At 47.4% G+C, this 18,507-nt stretch carries 26 protein-coding genes and 1 pseudogene; 10 read left to right on the plus strand and 17 right to left on the minus strand.

Annotation, left to right across the window (positions count from 1 at the left end):
* The 3 genes from ABNK31_RS07770 to ABNK31_RS07780 all read right to left on the minus strand — a co-directional run bounded on the left by ABNK31_RS07770 (position 1) and on the right by ABNK31_RS07780 (position 1,283).
* The gene (locus tag ABNK31_RS07770) at positions 1-312 is read right to left on the minus strand and encodes a helix-turn-helix domain-containing protein (protein WP_418895096.1); all 312 of its coding nucleotides are present in this window, start codon (positions 310-312) and stop codon (positions 1-3) included.
* On the minus strand, positions 309-605 hold the full coding sequence (locus ABNK31_RS07775; protein WP_418895097.1) for a helix-turn-helix domain-containing protein: 297 nt from the start codon (positions 603-605) through the stop codon (positions 309-311). The genes ABNK31_RS07770 and ABNK31_RS07775 overlap by 4 nt, the downstream gene beginning before the upstream one ends.
* 147 nt (positions 606-752) lie before the next feature.
* On the minus strand, positions 753-1,283 hold the full coding sequence (locus ABNK31_RS07780) for a hypothetical protein (protein ID WP_418895098.1): 531 nt from the start codon (positions 1,281-1,283) through the stop codon (positions 753-755).
* A 196-nt stretch (positions 1,284-1,479) separates the two neighbouring features.
* Between ABNK31_RS07780 and ABNK31_RS07785 the strand changes: the two genes are divergently transcribed.
* The 8 genes from ABNK31_RS07785 to ABNK31_RS07820 all read left to right on the plus strand — a co-directional run bounded on the left by ABNK31_RS07785 (position 1,480) and on the right by ABNK31_RS07820 (position 7,687).
* Positions 1,480-2,625, plus strand: coding sequence for an IS110 family transposase (locus ABNK31_RS07785; RefSeq protein WP_418893787.1), 1,146 nt, complete (start codon positions 1,480-1,482; stop codon positions 2,623-2,625).
* Between the two features lie 721 nt (positions 2,626-3,346).
* A complete protein-coding gene (locus tag ABNK31_RS07790; protein ID WP_418895099.1) occupies positions 3,347-3,580 on the plus strand; it encodes a hypothetical protein in 234 nt (77 codons plus the stop codon).
* A 19-nt stretch (positions 3,581-3,599) separates the two neighbouring features.
* Positions 3,600-4,601 carry a fusion protein gene (locus ABNK31_RS07795; RefSeq protein WP_418895100.1) on the plus strand — a complete coding sequence of 334 codons (1,002 nt, stop codon included), beginning with the start codon at positions 3,600-3,602 and terminating at the stop codon, positions 4,599-4,601.
* Between the two features lie 54 nt (positions 4,602-4,655).
* Positions 4,656-5,066: a PcfK-like family protein gene (locus tag ABNK31_RS07800; protein ID WP_418895101.1), complete on the plus strand. Its 411-nt coding sequence runs from the start codon at positions 4,656-4,658 to the stop codon at positions 5,064-5,066.
* Positions 5,067-5,077: 11 nt separating this feature from the next.
* Positions 5,078-6,373 (plus strand): PcfJ domain-containing protein, encoded by a 1,296-nt coding sequence (locus tag ABNK31_RS07805; protein ID WP_418895102.1) that lies wholly within the window; start codon positions 5,078-5,080, stop codon positions 6,371-6,373.
* 21 nt (positions 6,374-6,394) lie between these two features.
* The gene (locus tag ABNK31_RS07810) at positions 6,395-6,820 is read left to right on the plus strand and encodes a hypothetical protein (RefSeq protein WP_418895103.1); all 426 of its coding nucleotides are present in this window, start codon (positions 6,395-6,397) and stop codon (positions 6,818-6,820) included.
* Between the two features lie 10 nt (positions 6,821-6,830).
* Complete coding sequence (locus ABNK31_RS07815) at positions 6,831-7,496, plus strand: hypothetical protein (protein WP_418895104.1); 666 nt, start codon at positions 6,831-6,833, stop codon at positions 7,494-7,496.
* Between the two features lie 44 nt (positions 7,497-7,540).
* On the plus strand, positions 7,541-7,687 hold the full coding sequence (locus ABNK31_RS07820; RefSeq protein ID WP_418895105.1) for a hypothetical protein: 147 nt from the start codon (positions 7,541-7,543) through the stop codon (positions 7,685-7,687).
* A 122-nt stretch (positions 7,688-7,809) separates the two neighbouring features.
* Here the strand turns inward: ABNK31_RS07820 and arsB are convergent, their stop codons facing one another.
* The 3 genes and pseudogenes from arsB to ABNK31_RS07835 form a co-directional block, all read right to left on the minus strand.
* The gene (gene arsB / locus ABNK31_RS07825; RefSeq protein WP_418895106.1) at positions 7,810-8,856 is read right to left on the minus strand and encodes an ACR3 family arsenite efflux transporter; all 1,047 of its coding nucleotides are present in this window, start codon (positions 8,854-8,856) and stop codon (positions 7,810-7,812) included.
* Between the two features lie 247 nt (positions 8,857-9,103).
* Positions 9,104-9,502, minus strand: a pseudogene (locus ABNK31_RS07830) (arsenate reductase ArsC); the annotation flags it as partial.
* Positions 9,503-9,608: 106 nt separating this feature from the next.
* Positions 9,609-9,929, minus strand: coding sequence for an ArsR/SmtB family transcription factor (locus tag ABNK31_RS07835; RefSeq protein ID WP_418895107.1), 321 nt, complete (start codon positions 9,927-9,929; stop codon positions 9,609-9,611).
* Positions 9,930-10,108: 179 nt separating this feature from the next.
* Here ABNK31_RS07835 and ABNK31_RS07840 point away from each other — a divergent pair, with 179 nt between their 5' ends.
* Positions 10,109-10,282: a histone H1 gene (locus ABNK31_RS07840; protein ID WP_418895108.1), complete on the plus strand. Its 174-nt coding sequence runs from the start codon at positions 10,109-10,111 to the stop codon at positions 10,280-10,282.
* 146 nt (positions 10,283-10,428) lie between these two features.
* On the plus strand, positions 10,429-10,770 hold the full coding sequence (locus ABNK31_RS07845) for a hypothetical protein (protein WP_418895109.1): 342 nt from the start codon (positions 10,429-10,431) through the stop codon (positions 10,768-10,770).
* A gap of 111 nt (positions 10,771-10,881) precedes the next feature.
* Here ABNK31_RS07845 and ABNK31_RS07850 read toward each other — a convergent pair whose 3' ends face one another.
* The 11 genes from ABNK31_RS07850 to ABNK31_RS07900 all read right to left on the minus strand — a co-directional run bounded on the left by ABNK31_RS07850 (position 10,882) and on the right by ABNK31_RS07900 (position 18,470).
* Entirely contained in the window at positions 10,882-11,376 is a 495-nt protein-coding gene (locus tag ABNK31_RS07850) for a DUF3872 domain-containing protein (protein ID WP_418895379.1), read from the minus strand.
* 103 nt (positions 11,377-11,479) lie between these two features.
* The gene (locus tag ABNK31_RS07855) at positions 11,480-11,941 is read right to left on the minus strand and encodes a DNA N-6-adenine-methyltransferase (protein ID WP_418895110.1); all 462 of its coding nucleotides are present in this window, start codon (positions 11,939-11,941) and stop codon (positions 11,480-11,482) included.
* 2 nt (positions 11,942-11,943) lie between these two features.
* Complete coding sequence (locus tag ABNK31_RS07860) at positions 11,944-12,528, minus strand: conjugal transfer protein TraO (RefSeq protein WP_418895111.1); 585 nt, start codon at positions 12,526-12,528, stop codon at positions 11,944-11,946.
* 2 nt (positions 12,529-12,530) lie between these two features.
* Positions 12,531-13,478: a conjugative transposon protein TraN gene (gene traN, locus ABNK31_RS07865; RefSeq protein WP_418895112.1), complete on the minus strand. Its 948-nt coding sequence runs from the start codon at positions 13,476-13,478 to the stop codon at positions 12,531-12,533.
* 60 nt (positions 13,479-13,538) lie between these two features.
* Positions 13,539-14,897 (minus strand): conjugative transposon protein TraM, encoded by a 1,359-nt coding sequence (gene traM / locus ABNK31_RS07870; protein WP_418895380.1) that lies wholly within the window; start codon positions 14,895-14,897, stop codon positions 13,539-13,541.
* Positions 14,898-14,949: 52 nt separating this feature from the next.
* On the minus strand, positions 14,950-15,243 hold the full coding sequence (locus ABNK31_RS07875; protein ID WP_418895113.1) for a TraL conjugative transposon family protein: 294 nt from the start codon (positions 15,241-15,243) through the stop codon (positions 14,950-14,952).
* Between the two features lie 7 nt (positions 15,244-15,250).
* A complete protein-coding gene (traK, locus tag ABNK31_RS07880) occupies positions 15,251-15,874 on the minus strand; it encodes a conjugative transposon protein TraK (protein ID WP_418895114.1) in 624 nt (207 codons plus the stop codon).
* A gap of 46 nt (positions 15,875-15,920) precedes the next feature.
* On the minus strand, positions 15,921-16,922 hold the full coding sequence (traJ, locus tag ABNK31_RS07885) for a conjugative transposon protein TraJ (RefSeq protein WP_418895115.1): 1,002 nt from the start codon (positions 16,920-16,922) through the stop codon (positions 15,921-15,923).
* A 2-nt stretch (positions 16,923-16,924) separates the two neighbouring features.
* Entirely contained in the window at positions 16,925-17,545 is a 621-nt protein-coding gene (locus ABNK31_RS07890; protein ID WP_418895116.1) for a DUF4141 domain-containing protein, read from the minus strand.
* A 62-nt stretch (positions 17,546-17,607) separates the two neighbouring features.
* Entirely contained in the window at positions 17,608-17,940 is a 333-nt protein-coding gene (locus ABNK31_RS07895; protein WP_418895117.1) for a hypothetical protein, read from the minus strand.
* Between the two features lie 11 nt (positions 17,941-17,951).
* Positions 17,952-18,470: a DUF3876 domain-containing protein gene (locus ABNK31_RS07900; RefSeq protein ID WP_418895118.1), complete on the minus strand. Its 519-nt coding sequence runs from the start codon at positions 18,468-18,470 to the stop codon at positions 17,952-17,954.
* Between the last annotated feature and the right edge of the window lie 37 nt (positions 18,471-18,507).

Below are 18,507 nucleotides of genomic sequence, written 5' to 3' on the forward strand. Positions count from 1 at the left end.
TTATAGCAATTCCTGTTCATCGAGGCTCCGTTTCCGGCCTTCCTCCAGGAATTGTTGGATTTCAGATTCTTTATACAAAACCTTGCCACAGATCAGGTAATAGGGAATGATCCCCGCCGAACGGTATTCCTGCAACGTCCGGCGACTGATTTTCAAAATGGCGGAAAGTTCGCTGTCCGTAAGGAAACGTTGCCCGTTAAAGGAACGGCGCTCAGGCATCTCCAACTTGTCAAGCGCTTTGCCGGCTTTTTCCATCCGTCTGAGAAGGTCATCCACAAGCGGGTCGCTGTTGTCTATCAGGTAGTTTTTCATGGCTTACGCAGAATTGAAGGGTGCGACGACGATTGCAGCAATTTTTCCACATCTTCCGGCCTGTAAAACACTTTATGCCGGATGCGGGAGAAGGGTATCAACCCCCTTTCCCGGTAAGTTTGCAGGGTACGTTTGGTAATGCCCAGCATCAGACAAACATCCTGATTATCCAGCCACGTTTTCAGTCCTACGTCACGGTGCTGCTCACACAAAGATTCCACCTTTCGGGTAAAGGAATCGAAACGCTTTATCATTGCCTCGTATGTTCGGGCTTCTATGTTTATTATTTCCATCTTTCATTTTTTTAGTGGTTTATTTTATCACGGGAGAACAAATATAAACCCTTTATTTGACCTATGTGTCAGGATGATAAGCGATGGAAGCATCAGGCAACGAGTGGCACAGGATGGAGACAAAAAGCCCCTTGTCGGGGCTTGATTTTAGTTGAGGTTATGCCGTTTCACCGGCTCCAGCGTATAAAACTTTGTGAAAGGGTAATGTTTCCTTTCATCCCCCTCCATTTGCCACCACTCCGCAAGGCCGTACTTTTTGACAAACCAATCCAGCCTTGCATTATCAATGTCGATATAAGCCGTTGTAAACGGATGTGGGGATAAGGAAAAGGCGATTATAGTCGCATCGGGTTCGTTAAGGCCGTACTTTTTGACAAACCAATCCAGCCTTGCATTATCAATGTCGATATAAGCCGTTGTAAACGGATGTGGGGATAAGGAAAAGGCGATTATAGTCGCATCGGGTTCGTTTTCAAAATTCTCGTGAAAAACAAGATAATTCTGGTTTTCGTCACTGATATTTTTCAGTATCTCATCTTCGGGCAGATTAATCTCATAATGCCCTTCTACCCCTGGTTGGTCATGTTCAACCAATAGTTTGCCGACCTTGCAGGCATCGCGGTATAGGTCGCGTAACTGTCCAACTGTTAAATGTTTGAGTGGAAAAAATCGCTCCATATTGGCTGCATCTTAATTAGTGCATCAAAATTACATGAAAATTAGGGTATTTCCAAGCGCGTGAAATAAAAATCAAGGCCACTTGAACTTTTTCAGGCTTACCGTACCGTGCTCGAAGCACAAATGTTACCTTTGAAAGTTGGTTCTTTGACCAATAAAATTAACTAATTGTCTAACAATTAAATTCCGGCAATTTATGGAAAAAGCTTGTGGCCTTGACGTTCACAAAGATAGTGTATTTGCTTGTATTCTGGACGAGCAAGGCAATAAAATTTTCGAGAAGCGTTTCGGGACACTCACCCCCGAGCTAACCTCCCTGCGTGACACCTTGGTGTCGCATGGCTGTGGCAGAGTCGCCATGGAGAGTACCAGCATCTATTGGATGCCTGTGTGGCATGTCCTGGCGTCTGATTTTTCGCTAAAACTGGCCAACCCTTATTTCATCAGGCAATTGCCCGGCCGTAAAAGTGACGTGAAGGACGCTCATTGGATAGCCCAATGCCTCCAGAAGGGTTTAATAAAAGGCAGCTTCGTACCCGAGGGGGTATTACAGGAAATGCGTCAATACGGCAGGCAATGCTTCCGTCTCACCAAAAACCGGGTCCGTCTTGAACAACAACTGGACAACCAGTTGCAGCGCTGTAACATCCGGTTCAGCAACTATGTCTCGAACCAGGGGAACAATGTCTCGCTACGCAAGATCATTAATGCCCTCATACAGGGGGAACGCGACCGCGGCAAACTTGCCCGGCTGGTTCACGGACGTATCAGGAACAAGCACGGGGACCAGGTCATTGGCGATTCCCTGGACGGAGTACTGTGCCCAACTGACATTGAATTGCTCAAACAATGTATGGAACAACTGGATTTGTTTGAAAAACAGCAGGCTGCTTGCCTTAACCATTTAGAAGAACTTGCGGATAAATATTATGCAAGGGAAATCTCATTGCTGTGTACCATACCGGGCATCCAAAAATACAGCGCGATGTGTATCCTCTCTGAAATCGGCAATGACATGGGCGCCTTCGGTTCGGCTTCCCAGTTAGTGGGCTGGGCCGGGCTACGCCCCAGGAACGATGAGTCGGCGGGCAAGATACAGTCCCGTAAAACCCTTCACGGGAACAAGTATCTTAGAAAGTCGCTTATTCAAGTTTCCTGGTCGGCAGCCCGTTCGAAAAGGTCGTTTTTGGGTAAAAAGTACAATCAGCTCTCCAGACGGATGAAATCGCAGAAGGCGTTAATGGCTATAACACGTAAAATACTGGTAATCATTTTTAACGTGTTGAAAACAGGGCAACCCTTTGATGCCAACAGAAATTTACAGGCGGTAACGCCTGGTTGAGAAACCTTCCCACCGGATAGTTTCTTCCGGCATCACCTCAGTTCCCTACCTTTGTGGCGACATGTTGAAAAACATGATCCCGTGTTCTCAAAATGATCGACAGGCTTTGCCGGCAATGAAAGCGCGTGTGAGACAGGAAAGCTCGTAGAGGAAAGTATATTATTATTCCATTATTCCGGTCTTTAAAAATAAAGACGGGTGGTTTTCCCGTGCCTGCCCATGAAATAAAGACATAAGTAAGGTTCTGTATATTAAATGAGTATACGGGTTATTATTAAGGGTTGTCATGGGGATTTTTAGAGGAAAGATACGTGAATTTTTTAGGCTGCCAATGGCTTGTCCTATATTGGCAGTTTCATGGCGTCGTTTGTCCTGATCGCCGCCAATGGAATTTGCCCCCGTATGCCGGATTGAACCGTGGGGGCGATGTTTTTTCCTGCCCGTATCTTTTAATAATTTCTTCCCCGTTTATGATATGCCGTGATAGCCTGATTGAGAGTTCGATTTCAGGTGCAAAGGTATGTCCGTGTTCTTCACGCCGGGGCAAGGTCAAGCCCTCCGGGTTTGTCGAAAAATCTTCCTCTTTCCCTTCCTTAATCTATCCGGGCGAGCGTATTTATTCGCCAAAACCTTGCACGGCTAAACACTACCTTTTTTACGCTCCTGAAACTCGAACACTCCTCACCGGCTCCGATACGGCATAAAAAAAAGGTCAGAAATTATGATACGAACAGAAAAAAATATGAAACATCGATCCTCCTACCTTCCAATTAGCATAAAATTGGCGGTAAAAATCGCTTTGGTAGTTTTAGGGTTCTCCGTGTGGGGAACAGGCTTTCTATGGGTCTTGGTGGGCGTATATTTCCTCCTTCCCCTGCTTCGGGGCATCCTCTCCTGTCTGGTGGCGTTGCTTGCTGTAATCGCTTTCCTTTTCATTCTCCTGACTTTTTTATAATCCGTTAAAAATTAAAGCTATGACAAAGTATCATTCATTATTCGCAGGAACAACCACAGATACGGAAGTACAGGTTGTCAAAGAAAACCAAGTCGTTATCGGTTACGGCTACGCCATGAGTGAATCCCGCTATGTGGTCTGTAAAGTGGAATACATTGAAAGAATCGGGTACATGTACCACCTGATCAATATCAGGACAAAAGACATGGACAGGACGGATATGCTTACCCCCTTATCCCAAAAATTCGGTATCGGCAGGTATTACGACGATATAAACCCCGAATTTATGGACGCTTTCGAGGTCGCCATCCTCCTACAGGAAGCACAGGCGAAAGCCAAAGCGGAAGCGGACGAAGCCGAAAAGGAACGCATACGGGTGGAAGAAGTAAAAGAAGTCGGTCGCAAACGCTTTGCCGAACTCTTTCCCGAAAATGCTAAGGCGGTTATCGTGGCACGGCTGAAACAGGACGAAAGCGACAGTATGACCGATTATTTCGCAAGCAGTACACAGCGCACCGTCATTTTGGGATTTTCCACCCATAAAAGGGACATCTTTTCCGAAATGCGCAAACACGCATCCAATTTTGAGGAAACCGCCTATTTAGCGGAGTATAACGAGGATTACGAACACAGGGAGAAATACAGCATGGGTGCAGGGTATTATTTGGGCGAAAGCAAATATCACGGCTGGATCATCGAAAAAGTACCCGTGTACGACCGCAACCGCACGGTAGAGGAATTTGCCTATACCGCAGGGAGCGAAGACAATATCCATATCAAAGCCGTTTCCGCAACTGTAACAGGCGATGCACAAAAAACCATCACGGGCGATTTTATCATCGTGGACTATTCGGAAAAGGCAATCGCCATTTTCGGGAATACCAAACCGATAAAAGATGCCCTTTCCGCTTTGGGCGGACGTTTCAATGCCCGATTGACCCACAACGGGGAGAAAAAAGCAGGGTGGATTTTTCAAAAGAGCAAAGAACAGGATTTGCGCAAATTGGTAAACCTCAATTAATAAAGAGATTATTCACACGGGGGCAATAACCCTGCCCCCATAAATTCCAAAAATATGAAAGCAACAAATCATTTCAAAGACACCATAAAGGCATATTTAGACCAACGTGCGGAATCGGATATACTTTTCTCCTTCCGCTACTCCCTGCCCGAAAAGACCATCGACAACTGTATTGCCTATATTTTGGATACGGTACAGAAAAGCGGTTGCAACGGCTTTGCCGATGAAGAAATCTATTCAATGGCTGCCGATTATTACCTGAAAGACAACATTGAAATAGGCAAGCCGATCAACGCCCATGTGGTGGTGAACTATGTTGTGGAACTCACAGCCGAAGAAAAAGAACAGGCACGAAAAGACGCCATACAACGGGTACAGGACGAAGCCTATAAGAAAATGACACAACCCGTAAAGAAAGCCAAGAAAGTGGCATTGAACCCCCAACCCAATTTATTTGATTTTTAACGTATGATCCGATGAAAGCAAAGAATAAATTCCAACAAGGGGTAGTTGAAGCAAGCAAGAAACTGCCGAAACTCACCAGAAAGCAGATTCAATGGGGATATGACAACGCCATTGAACATATCGGGCGCAGAACCGACGAGGGGACAATCACCTGTACCAAATGCGGGCATTCGTGGCAGGGAACGGGCTATCTGGTCGACACCCTGACAGACTGCAACTGCCCGAACTGCCAAACAAAATTAGCGGTAAAGACCACCAAAAAGCGGGTATTCAGCGGAAGCTATTATATGACCATTGTAACCGCTTGCGAAGGGTTTCAGGTATTGCGGACAATCATGGTGAAATGTGTTGCCAAAGTAGGTGCATTGCCCCAATACTCCCATTCGGAAGTGATGCAGCGGTGGATCGCCCCTGATGGCAAATACTGCACATTCGCACGGCTTCGGCAAACATTGGGAACATGCTATATTGATTCATGGATATTTCATACACCGCTGGAACTGCGCAGCGAAAACAGCAACAACAAGTTTTGTCTAAATGTCTATGACAGGATTGGAACAGGCGAAATTTATCCCCGTCAGAAACTGATCCCCGAACTGAAAAGGACAGGCTACAAAAAAGCGTTTTACGGGCAGAAACCTTTAGACCTGTTCCGTACCCTGCTGACCGACAACAGAGCCGAAACCCTGCTGAAAACAGGACAAACCAAGTTGTTAAAAAGGTTGTTGGACATGGGTTGGCAAAGGAACATTGACAATTATTGGGCATCCGTCCGCATCTGCATCCGCAATAATTACACCATCAAAGATGCTACGCTTTGGTGCGACTATATCGACCTGTTACGGTTCTTCGGGAAAGACCTGCACAACGCCAAATATGTATGCCCCACAGACCTGAAAGCGGAACACGACCGCTATGTAGTCAAAAAAGCAAAAGCCGATGCACGGTTGGAACTCGAAAAGCAATTGGAAAAAGAAGCCGAATACAGGCAAGCCAAAGAGAAGTTTTTTGGGCTTGTATTCTCCGATGGGATTATCAGTATCCGTGTACTTGAAAGCGTGGCAGAGGTACTACTGGAGGGAAGGTTGATGCATCATTGTGTCAGCGGTTACCATTCAAAGGTGGATTCGTTGATACTTTCCGCCTGTATAGACGGGAAAAGGATTGAAACCATAGAAGTATCCCTTTCCCAGCTAAAGGTCATCCAATCGAGGGGCGTATGCAACAGGAACACCAAATACCACAACAGGATTGTACACCTTGTCAATCAAAATATTCCCCTCATAGAACAAAGATTAACAGCATAAAACATTAAAACAGAAAACAATATGAAAACAAAAGAAAATAAGACGGTAACAAGACATAAAAGCAACCTGACGGATAATGTAACAGCCAACCAATGGTGGGAGAACTCGACCACCGAAACAAAGGAACTGTTTTCGGGCATGAACAGCGATACGGCATCGGGCTATCATTTCCGCATGTTCTGGAAAAAACTTGCCCAATCGGACAGGGATAATATGTACCAATATTGGCAATATAGAACGGGAGTAATTGAACTTTCCGCTGACGATGCCAACAGCCTGCAAATGGAAATCATTTGCGAACTGGCAGACATCGCACTGGAGACAGAATACGGCAAATCCTGTGAGGACATGTGCGACGACAACGGCTCATTTTACGAAGAATACCAGGACAGGTTCAATGACCTGTACGATGACATTGAAGACAGGCTTTTAAATAACAACTTTTAATTTCATGGATATGAAAACCAACAGCATAGTAATCACATACAAGAGTAAAAAATACACCCTGAACAGGGTAAACGGCAACAGGCATTATCAATCAGGCTTTGAAACCGACCGATGGAGCATCCGCATCTATTTGTTGGAGGACAGCCAAATCAGGATAATCATAAACAAGTCGGTAAAAAAGAGCGACACGGAGTATCATACCCAATTCTGTTATGACTGCTATTGCACGTTAAGCGACAGTTACCTGTTCCTGAATTTTGTGCATGACCCCGCCACCTGTAAACGCATCCGAAACCGCACCAAGTGGTTTGCCATAGAACCGATGCTAAGGGAGATCCATACCCAACTGAAAGAGGAACTGGAAGCCCTGCACCCGTTCGACCTGATACACGACTTCAGGGATTTGGTGCAATTCATATACCGGAAGTTGAAATCAAACAATGAAACGGAATATACCGTCAATAACTCCCTGCGTTTCGGCAAAGGGGAGAACGCCTATGCGACAAGTGAAGAAGCCATGCAAGCCAAAGAAAAAGAACCGCTTGCCTTACTGAACCTGTTCAACGGTTTTCATGCAATCTCCGTTGACACCGTTGTTTTTTTCCTGTACTGGCTGCGGGACAGGGATGGAAAACTCACTGTTTCGGACGGGCGGAAAGCCAAAGATATTCTGTAAAACACTAATCAGGGCGGAGCAATCCGCCCGTAATACCCGATACAATGTATATACTATTCATCGGATTCAGGAAATTGGGCGAATTTCCTTCGATATCACAAGCCAAACAGTTTGCCCGAAACAGCGGATTATCAGGAGTATTCAGCTTGATCGGCAAAGATTACAGGGACAGTTGGTATGTTCCTGCATGATAAGGGCGGGCGGGAAACCGCCCGTTTCTTTTTCCATGAGCATCAGGACGAAGCGGGAGAAAAAGAAACAAAAAGCCGGAAGATCTTACTAAGCTAAAGATATATGATTCAAATTATAACCATTAATCCGTTTCCCGGATATAATATTTTCTCCTTAACCGAAAAGCAATATTCACCAGCAGGATAAGCACCGGCACCTCGACAAGCGGGCCGACGACGCCGGCAAAGGCTTGTCCGCTGTGTAAACCGAAAACGCCTATGGCAACCGCAATCGCCAGCTCAAAATTATTGCCTGTGGCGGTAAAAGCAACCGAAGCATTCTTATCGTAAGATGCACCGATAAGCCTGCCTGCAAAAAAACTAAGGAGGAACATCACCACGAAATAGACCAATAACGGGATGGCAATCCTCACCACATCCAGCGGTATTTGTACGATCAGTTCCCCTTTCAGGCTGAACATCAGCACAATCGTAAACAATAAGGCGATAAGGGTAACAGGCGATATGGCAGGAATGAACTTTTCCCTGTACCATTGTTCCCCTTTTATCTTTACGAGTATCAAGCGGCTAAGGATACCCATCAGGAAAGGGATGCCCAGATAGATGGCAACCGTTTGGGCAATCGTACCGATGGAAATATCCACGATTGCCCCTTCAAAACCGAATAGCGGAGGCAACTTCGTAACGAATATCCAGGCATAGAAACTGTAAAAGAATACCTGAAAGATGCTGTTCAGGGCTACCAATCCTGCGCCATACTCCGTATTCCCTTCCGCCAGATCGTTCCAGACAAGCACCATTGCGATACATCTGGCAAGACCGATCAGAATAACTCCCACCATATATTCGGGATAATCGTGCAGGAAGAGGATTGCCAGTAAGAACATCAGGACAGGCCCGATAATCCAGTTCAGGATGAGTGATACGGTCAGTATTTTTACATTGGAAAAAACCTTGGGCAGTTGTTTGTAGTCTACTTTCGCCAATGGCGGGTACATCATCAGGATAAGGCCGATAGCCAAAGGAATGTTTGTTGTCCCGCTTGACATGGAATCTATATAGCCGCTGAATGACGGGATGAAATAACCCAGCCCCACACCGACAGCCATAGCAAGGAATATCCAAAGGGTTAAGTTTTTGTCTAAAAAGTTAAGTTTCTTTTCACTCATTCCTCAATATGTTATTTGTTAAAAGACCGATAACTTTTTCAAATCTTTCATGGCAACATACCCCGTTCGGGGATAATTCTTTACATTTTCCCGTATTATGTTTGTTCAAGTAATTTCTTACCGATTTGATATCGGTACAATTCGCTTTAACCGTATTTCTTATATTCCCCAACGTTATCTTTCCACAATGACAGATAATAACATAGTCTGAACTTTCATCCAATTGATTAAAAAGTATGTGGTGCTGGTAGAAATTATAAAATGCTTTTTTGATTTCATCCCTTATCCGGATATACTCCGATTGTATAAATTCGGGCGTTCCCGTAGCTTCCGACGGATCATCGAAGCCGATATGCAAGCGGTTCTTTACCTTGCCGGAAAACGTCGGGCAGCTTTCATTGGCACCGCCGCAAACGGTAATCACATAATCCCATTTATCGTCGATATAGTGGTCAACGCTATCGGATGTATGGTGCGAAATATCCACCCCTGCCTCCTGCATGACTTCTATCGCTTTGGGATTCACCTTCCCGCTTGCTTTTGTTCCTGCGGAATAAACCGATAATCCGGGATCGAACGATTGTAAAAAACCGTGTGCCATCTGGCTGCGGCAACTGTTACCCGTACAAAGGATCAAAATTTTCATTTCAGTTATTTTTTTGTTGTATGTATATTTACAATTCGTATTTCGTAGAACAACGAACATCTATTCAAAAAAAATACCGGCACAGTTTTTCCGGCACTTTCTGATATCAGCAAATATCCTCTGTCTTCTGTAATTGGGTGAAGAAGTCCGCGAACAACCCTTTCGCCTTGTTCCAGTTCTCCTGATGGATGCAATATTTTACGGTGGGTAAGGTAATCGTACCCTGAATCAATCCTGCATCTTTGAGTTCGTTCAAATGCTGCGACAAGGTGCTTTTGGCAATCGGCAGTATCTCCGACATATCTCCGTGATAACAACATGACCGGGTTGCCAGCATTTCCAAGATGGCGATACGGATGGGATGCCCCAACGCTTTGGCAAAGCGTGCAAGTTGCTCCTGTTGGTCTGCTAATTCTTTCTTTGACATAATCAATATTTATAGTTCGCAAATATACGAATAGTTTTATTATTCGCAATATTACGAATGATAATTTTCTCTGTCTGTCTTGGTGTTTCAGGAGTACAAGCGGATAAAATATACCCCAGAAATCACTGAACAACTGTTCTATTTCTTTATCTTTGCGACGAAATATTTAAAATAAAGATATGAAACAGCTAACAGACAATTTGAACCGGCTATTCGCAGAATTTACAAAAGATGCAGCTTTGCAGGTCGAAAACGGAAATAAGGCAGCGGGAACCCGCGCCCGTAAAGCATCCCTGGCCATTGAGAAGGCATTGAAGGAATTTCGTAAAAAGTCGATTGAACTTTCAAAATGAGCCGATCATACAGATTGGAAAATGGGAAAAAGTTGTCTGATACGTAAAGACAACTTTTTGTTTTATTTATCAGTATCTTTTCAATATTATTGCGTTTCATTTTCAGGCAAATAGATATCTTTGTACTGAAATAATATCGGTATGGCATGGCAGTAAAAATAGAGAAATGGGTAGTCGCTCAAAAGAAATACAAACTGTCCGACAAACACGTCGAAATGGCGCGACAATTAGGCTTAAATCCCGACAAGCTGGGCAAGATCGACAACCACAAGCAGGAAATATGGAAAGCGCCGTTGCCGCAATTCATTGAAGAAATATACTTCAAACGGTTTAAGCGTGAAGAACCTGCCGTTATCCGCTCCTTGAAAGACATCATCGCGGATGATAAAGCCCGGAAGGAGAAGAAGAAAAAGGAGAAAGCAAAGAAACGGGCGGCGATGGGAAAAGAACAGGACAACAATAATATAACTTTCGTTGATACGGAATAAAAAATCCGCTTACAGGCGGATTTTTTATTAACCGATATGAATATATGAAACATCTTAGATGGTAGAAACGCCCGAATTAAATTCCGGGCGTTCTTTGCATACACCATGTTATTATAATAATGAACTTCCACCTGCCAGCATCTTGCATTGCAGGGAAAATACAGCTTTCATATACTCTTTGAAGCCTGTTGCTTGCCCCGTATCTTCTGCCGGATCATCCTGAAAGGAAAAAGTCCTTTCAATAACCTGCCCGAACGAATCTTCTATGTAAACCGTGAATACGCTTTGCTCTTCCGAAAAAGAGGTATAGTAAAGGCGGAATACGGATTTTGTCAGCGGGTACAGGTCGTTCGGCTCGAATACCGTCCCTTCATCCGTTTTCAGTTCACCCTCCCCGTCCGTCTGGAACATACGGATGAAAAACTTTACATCCCGGTAGTTGCCCTCCCTGACTAATGTACAGCGGATTTCAACGGTTTCCCCTTTTTTGACCTTTTTAGGAACCGGCATAGTAACCAGATCAAATGCGTAAGCCTGACGAACATCCAAATCGTTGCTACAGGCACAGACTATTGCACCGAGCAATAGCGTGTATAAAAAATACAGTAAAAGCCGGGTGCAATTAAGCTTGCTTGAAATTGCCGAGGCGCATCCTGTATTATGGAAATATGCTAAGAATTTTTTCATTGTGAATTATATTTTTCATTGTTTATAAATAAAGAAATTTCCCTTTAAGGGTATTGTTTGAGAGTATCCGGGCGTTTTCCGTTCCGTATGCAACCAGCATGGAGCCGTTCCTCGGCTGTAAGCCTTGCGTGCCGTCCGGTCTGAAGAACCGTACCCGGTCATACAGGAACTTGATCGCCGTAGCGTGCCGGAGCACAATATCGTGGAACCATTTGGCTTCGACTTTGGCAAAAACCAAAGCGATGCCGTTATTGTGTTCGGCCATCCTGACCAGGAACTGTTGTATCAGCGGATTGGAATACGGCGGATTGAGCCATACCCTGCCGTGCCAATCTTTATTTAAACCGTCTTCCTCTACGGTATAGAACTGTTTCGCCGAACGGTTCTGCCGGTAGGCTTCCTCGGAAGATGCAGGGTCTAAATCAAATTCGCCCAACGATTGTATAATCTCCGCAGGCGTGTACCACTCGTCGCTTGTTTTCATCCCTAATCAATCATAAACCGTAATCCGATTCCAAACTGTGTGTGGAACTTTGTCATATCGGAACCGGACAGGATGCGTTCGCGCCCGGTGAGCAGCAACACAACACGGTCGGTCAGGTAGGTTTCCATTTCCAAAGTGATTGCCCCGCCATACACAAAGCGGTCGCGGTTTTCGAGCGTCGAGCCGTCGAACAGCAGCTTGTCGCCCCAATTCACCGTTTCGTAACCCGCCACCGCCGAGCCGCCCAGCGAAAGGAAAAAGGTTTTTGACGGATCGGACAGGATATTCAGGAAATAGCCGCCTTCGGCGGTAAATTGCGCCACCGGCAGGCGGCTGTCCTTATAAGGATAGTACCGTGCAAGGTACTCCCCGCCGAACACCCACTTATTACAGTTTTTCGTGTAGGTCGCCATCGCAGCCCCGAAGTAATAGCCCGTTTCGTTGCGGGTAGGGGAAGAATAAAAACCGTCCGCCATGCCGCCTGTTACCTGTATGCCCCGCATACCGGGCAAACAACGCTGGGCGTATGCCCCGCCCGGAAGGGCGAAGCATAAGACCAACGTAAGTATAAATATTATTCGCTTCATGGCTATTTCACTTTAAGTTCGTTAATCACCCTTGCCCGTACCAGATCGGCATTATCCACGGTAAACCGTTGATGCCGTCCGCCGTTCTGTTCGTTCAGTTCCACCACCAGCATTTTATCGTCGGGAATGGTAAATTTCGGCAGTGCGAAAATCATCCGTTCGGTATGCCTGCCGTTAACCAGCATAAGGTTGTTATAGGCGCGGAGCGGCCAGATCACCTGTTCCTGAATGGCGGTGCGCTTCGCTACTTGTTTGTCCACGATTTTGAACGTAATAAAATCCACATTAAAAGGGACATTGGATGAATTTTTCAACTGGAGGTGGAAATACAGCAGCCCGTTGTGGGTATAAATGCCCTTTAACGTATGCTGTATGCCGAAGCGCTTGGAGCCGATATGCTTGATCTCCCGGTCATTGTTTTTGTAAACCGACTGCATGATCAGGCGCACCAGTAACGGCGATTCCTGCCCCAATTCCTGCAAATAGATTTGCAGGGCATTGTTCGGGCGGTTGACAGCCTCACCGTCGTGGAGGAAGTCGGTCATTTCGACGGAAAGTTTTACCGGCTCATCCGCATATTTTACATTAAAGCTGTAGTAACTCCCGTCTTCCGTGATTACGGACAGGTTACTTTCCCGACTGAAATCCCGCAGGGCGGCTTTTACCCGCAACACATTCTCCGTACCGTCGGCTTTGGCAGCCAGCAGGTCGGCGGAACCTAAGTCCACATACCGGATAGCAGACGGAAAGATGACATGCACCGTTTTACTGAAAGTTACTTCCAACGCATACGGCGGGATCATCCGGTTAAAGGTCAACGGGCGTGTATAACCCTGGTAATAGTCCCCCGTCGAGGGATTGGACGGCAGAGCCGTTCCGCTGTTGTTTTCCTGCGCATGGGTAGTAAATACGCTCACCGCGAAGGCGAGCATGACAAAAAACTGTTTCATTGCTAATTCATTTAAAATTGTTTGACAAAAAGATTTTTTTAGTGGTTTGATTTGTTTTTATTATTGCGTTTTAGGGAGTAGCAATAGGCGGTAATTCGCTTTGAGCGTTACTTTCACCACGCTCATTTTCTTACTTACATACTGTGATGCTCCCTGTATCAGCCCCTTTCCCATATCGGCAGCCAACTGCGACCCCGCATTGTCGGAAATCATAATGCCCGTTCCGGCAGAGTTCGCCAGCGTCGCGGCGACTTCCCTGGCCGCTTTTACCTCATCCGAACCGGGCACGGATATCCCGCGCTGGCCGTCGGTATCATAGACCGATATTTCCACGGGAATAATATTTCCGTCATACTGGATGCTGTTTATTGTTACCTCCATCCGTTCGCCCCCGATCCGGCACGTTCCGGTGACGACCGTGTTCGCAGGGATCAGGATATTCCCCGCCAGCATCGCCTCCAACAGCCGTATTTGCAGCTCCTTACCGTTGGTCAGCGTGACGGTCTGGTAGACGCAGGCGCGGATGCTGTTTTTATCCCGGACGCCTTCGTTCCCGGCGGCGGTCAAAAAGCCCATGTTACGCGGCTTGTTGTATTGTCCTACAAACTCGTCATTGCTCATCGGGGCAGATAAAAGTGAAACTACATTCTGCCGCACCTGCTTTACGGGTTGGGCGACCACCTTGCCGGATTGTCCGGCCTGCGCCGTGGAAGACCCGGAGGCGGCGGTTTCTCCCGTGGCATCCGTTTCCAATGCCGGTTGCCCTGCGGTTACCGCCGCATGTGGAGAATATTTCGCTGCCAGCTTGTACGACTTTTCTATCATGGCAAGCTGTTCGTCCTCCATGCGCTTACTTTCCCCGGCTTCCTCCAGTTTGCGTTCCAGTTCCTGTATGCGCCATTCCATTGCAAGCTGCGACTGTTCGTCCACCTCGGTAGCGGGCTGGTCGTACCATGTGCCCAACTGCCTGTTGATGTCCTGATAGGCAGCCGTCGAGGACTGGATAGCGGAAGTACGGCGTGAAGGATTGCTACCCGTAAAACGGGATGGCTCTTCGTAATTATCCGTTCCCCATTGCCGTTCTTCTTCCTCCGCTTCGGAAAGCCGGTAGGAAAAATCCTGCAACGAGCGCAGCCGTTCCTGCTCCTTCTGCTGCATGGCTTCCCGTTGGTAGGCGTCGCGCTTGTCGGACACCAGCCCGCCGTCTTTGGGCATCGGCAGTTCTACGTTCAGCCCCGCTTGCTGCGCTTCCTTCTCCTTGTCCTTGCCGGACGGGGCTAAGATCAGCCACATGGCTGCGCCGAAAATCAGGAAGAACAGCGGCATGACGAGCATTTTCTTCCGTTTTTGCATCTGCGCCGGGGTCAACTCCTTTTTGGGAGCCGGCTTCCCAGGCTCTTTCTTCGCTTCCGGCTTCATATCTGGCGCGGGTTGTTGTACTTCGGGCGTTGCCGTTTCCGGCGGCGTCCCTTTATTCAAATTCTCCTGTTCCATTGTGAAAATTGTTTAATCGGTTAATACTATCCCTGCGGGATTGCTCCTGTTGGAGCCGCAAGGTTTCAATGCGCTTGATTTCGAGTTGGGCGCCGCTCTTTTTGCCGAAGTTGTAAATCGACGAGACAGTCATGTAGATGGACAACCCGCCGAATGCAAAGAGCATCGCCAGCACGAGGATCACGCGGCGGCCGGGCGTTAAACGCCCCAACAGCCCGCGCAGGCCGTCTTCCAGCCATCCGTTGATTGTATGAAAGATTTTCTTTATCATGACACACCTACCTTTCCAATACCCGCAAGTCGCGGTTTTCGATGATTTCAAACCTTTCCATGATGAACCCGTGCGGGTTGTTGTCAGAGCGCACCGAATTAATCAGGTTACAGCGCGTGACGAGGCTCCGTTCGGTGATGTTCGACGCCCGGATAATCATTTGCCGGGCATAGGTTACGGCCGTGTACGGATACGTGTTGAGGTCGAGCGCCACGCTGTCAACCGCAATAGTCTGGTTGATATTCCCGCTGATTATGCGGTTATAATACCCCTTCTCCGCCATGTCCGAATAATGCTTGTAGGCGCTCTTATCCACTAAGAAAAGTGCGCGGTTGATATTGGATTCGATGGCGGCCTTATCGGGTGAGAGCGTAAAGAACAGTTCGTGGAACCGCCTGATATGCTCGCGGGCTTCCACCGGACGGTTCTGAGAAAGGTCTTGGGACAAGGCCAGCATAAGCGACTTGCCCCCGTCGAGGACATAGATCTTTTGCCGTTGCGCTTCGGCGAAATTGTACGACGACCAAACCGAATAACCGGTTATGCCGGCGCAAACCACCAAAAACACAATGCCGAAGAAACGTATCTGCTTAAAACTCGTTTCGATATTTTTTAATGACTTAAATTCCATTTTATTGAATGATTTATTTGATTAATTGCCGGCGGCGGCTCGCCGCTTACTTGCCAAGTAAACGGCCTGCCACGTTTCCGGCGGCTGATCCGGCGACGCCTCCCGCTAAGGCGGCTCCCTTCGCGGCGGCTGTATTTACGTTGCGGTTAAAACTGCCCCCGCCACCGGCCTGGATAATCCAGCCTGCCACCGTCGGGATACTGAAATACCCGATGATCCCGATGATGAGGAAAACGATATATACCCCGTTCGAGCCGTCCGGTACATAGGACGGGTCTTGCAACAAGGTGATATCCGTTTTCAACATGAGTTCCTGGATTTTGGAGAGTACCGCCGAGAACAGGTCGGCCACAGGCAACCACAGGTATATACTGATATACCGGGATATCCAGCTTGTCAGCGTGGATTGGAAGCCGTCGTAGACGGACAGGGCGAACGAGAGCGGCCCCAATATCGAGAGTACCACCAGAAAGAAAGTGCGCAGGGTATCTATCGTCAATGCGGCGGCGTTAAACAGCAACTCGAAAAAATCCCGGATCAACTGCCGGAACCACATTTTCATGTCGTAAAACTTGCGTTCCATCCACAAGCCGAGTTTCTCCGTCGCATCCAAGATTCCCAACTCTTTCATTTTCTGGTCGTACACCTCATCATCGACCAGCCATGCTTTCCCTTCCCGCAGCCGTGCATCGTATTCCAACCGGTCTTTTTGTTTCTGCAAATCCTGCACATCCGCGACCTGGCTTTCCAGTATGGTATGCGTTCCCGTGACGATGGGCGACATGACGGCGTTGATCGTCCCCAGCACAATGGTGGGGAAGAACATAATGCACAGGCCGATGGCGAAAGGCCGCAGCAGGGGGAACACGTCGAGAGGCTCCGCCCGTCCCAACGCCTGCCATACACGGTACGCCACGTAGAACAGGGCGCCCAACCCGGCTATCCCCTTGGCGACACCGGTCATGTCGCCGCAAAGAGGCAGCATTTCCTGATACAGGTTGCGTAGAACCTGATGCAGGTTGTCGAAATCTATTGCAAGCAACATCATGGCTACCAATATCTTTCGGATGGATCACCGTACAACGCCCGCACCCTTTCCATATCGCCCTTTTCCCGGCTCCGTATATAAGATACGGATATGCTCTTTTTGGAATAGTATCTGGTCAGGTTGCGGTACTCGACCATCTTCGTATGGATTCTGTCGATGACGTCCATACGCTCGGCATCGCTCATGGAAAGGCCGTTGGAAGCCGAAACGATATTCTTTATATCCGATAGCAGGTTACCGCTTTCCTTCAACAATATGGCGTAACCTTCACCGATGGCTTCCAGTTCCGCAAGGGTGAAATTTTTGTCCATCAGCATTTTGTTGTAACTGGTAGCGTATATCTGCGATATTTCGCTGACGATTTCCACCGTTTCCTTGACTTTCCTCGCGTCTTTTATCAGGTTGTGCACCGATTTAAGCCCGTCATAGTATTCCTTGCCCTGGTCGTAAATCTTCTGCATTTCCTTGAAGGAGTTGATTACATTGGTCGCTGTGGTGGCGGTTTTGGAAACCGTCAGGATATTCTGTACAAGGTTCGACGGATCGATCACCGCCCATTGCGCCCGCACCTGGAAGGTGCAGCAAAGCGTTATTGCCGTAAGGCATACAAACATTTTTTTCATCTTTAATTTTTTTTTGATTTTGAATACTTATTTTTCTTGTCATCCGTAGCGGGAACAGCCATTCAGTTTGTAGCCCGTTCCTCATCCGCCCGGCTATATCCGCCATACAGGGAGAGCAGGAGCATGTCCCGCTCCCCGTCGTACGCTATTCCCACACGCCCGTACAGGTCGAAGTAGCGGGTGCCGAACACATCCTTTACCGGACGCGAATAAACCGCCTGCGGGTTGTTGTATGTAAACTCCAGCCAAAGGCCGCCGTTTTTGCGGGCGCCGTTGCGGAATATGCGCACTGCCGGCGCACCTTCCGGGCTTACCCAACGTCCCGTGATATCCCGCAGGGGAAAGTCCAGCCACATCACGGCTTGGGGGTCGGTTCCGTTACCAGTCCTGAACATGGCGTACCTCCTTACCTCTTTTCTTCCGGCATACGGGTATAATCCGCACCCGGTGAAAGCATTAATGTATCGTTCCCCGTATTATACGCCAAGACGGTAATCCTGTCTTCATGACCGTAATAGAGAATATCCCCGTCGAGCCATATCAGTACATAGCGTTCATCTGTCGCGCAGCCGTTACGTTTGAGGTAAGTCAGGATAAAGTGTTCCCCCCGGCGGGAAATCTCGACACCGCACCGGTTGTTACCCGGTGTCCACCGGCCACACAAGCGGCTTAAAGCCTGTTCCCTTTGAAGACGTTCTGTTATGCCGTAGTCTTCGGTTGCCGCTTGACGCGACAATTCTTCGAAAGTCACACCCGTTTCAAGGGGTTGGATTACTAAGGGTTCCAAATCCTCATCCAGAATTGGTTCGAACGCTTTCGCCTTTTGATCTTCCGGGACGAACAATTCCATCAGGATGTCTGTAATCCCGGAGAGATGAAGTGTAATCTGACCTAATTTTTCATTACTTATACTTTTACTAAACATGATTTTTTTAGTGGTTATGGGGTTTGCACCCCGGTGA

It is taken from the genome of Limibacterium fermenti (assembly GCF_041902845.1).
GTDB classification, from domain to species: Bacteria; Bacteroidota; Bacteroidia; order Bacteroidales; family Dysgonomonadaceae; genus Limibacterium; species Limibacterium fermenti.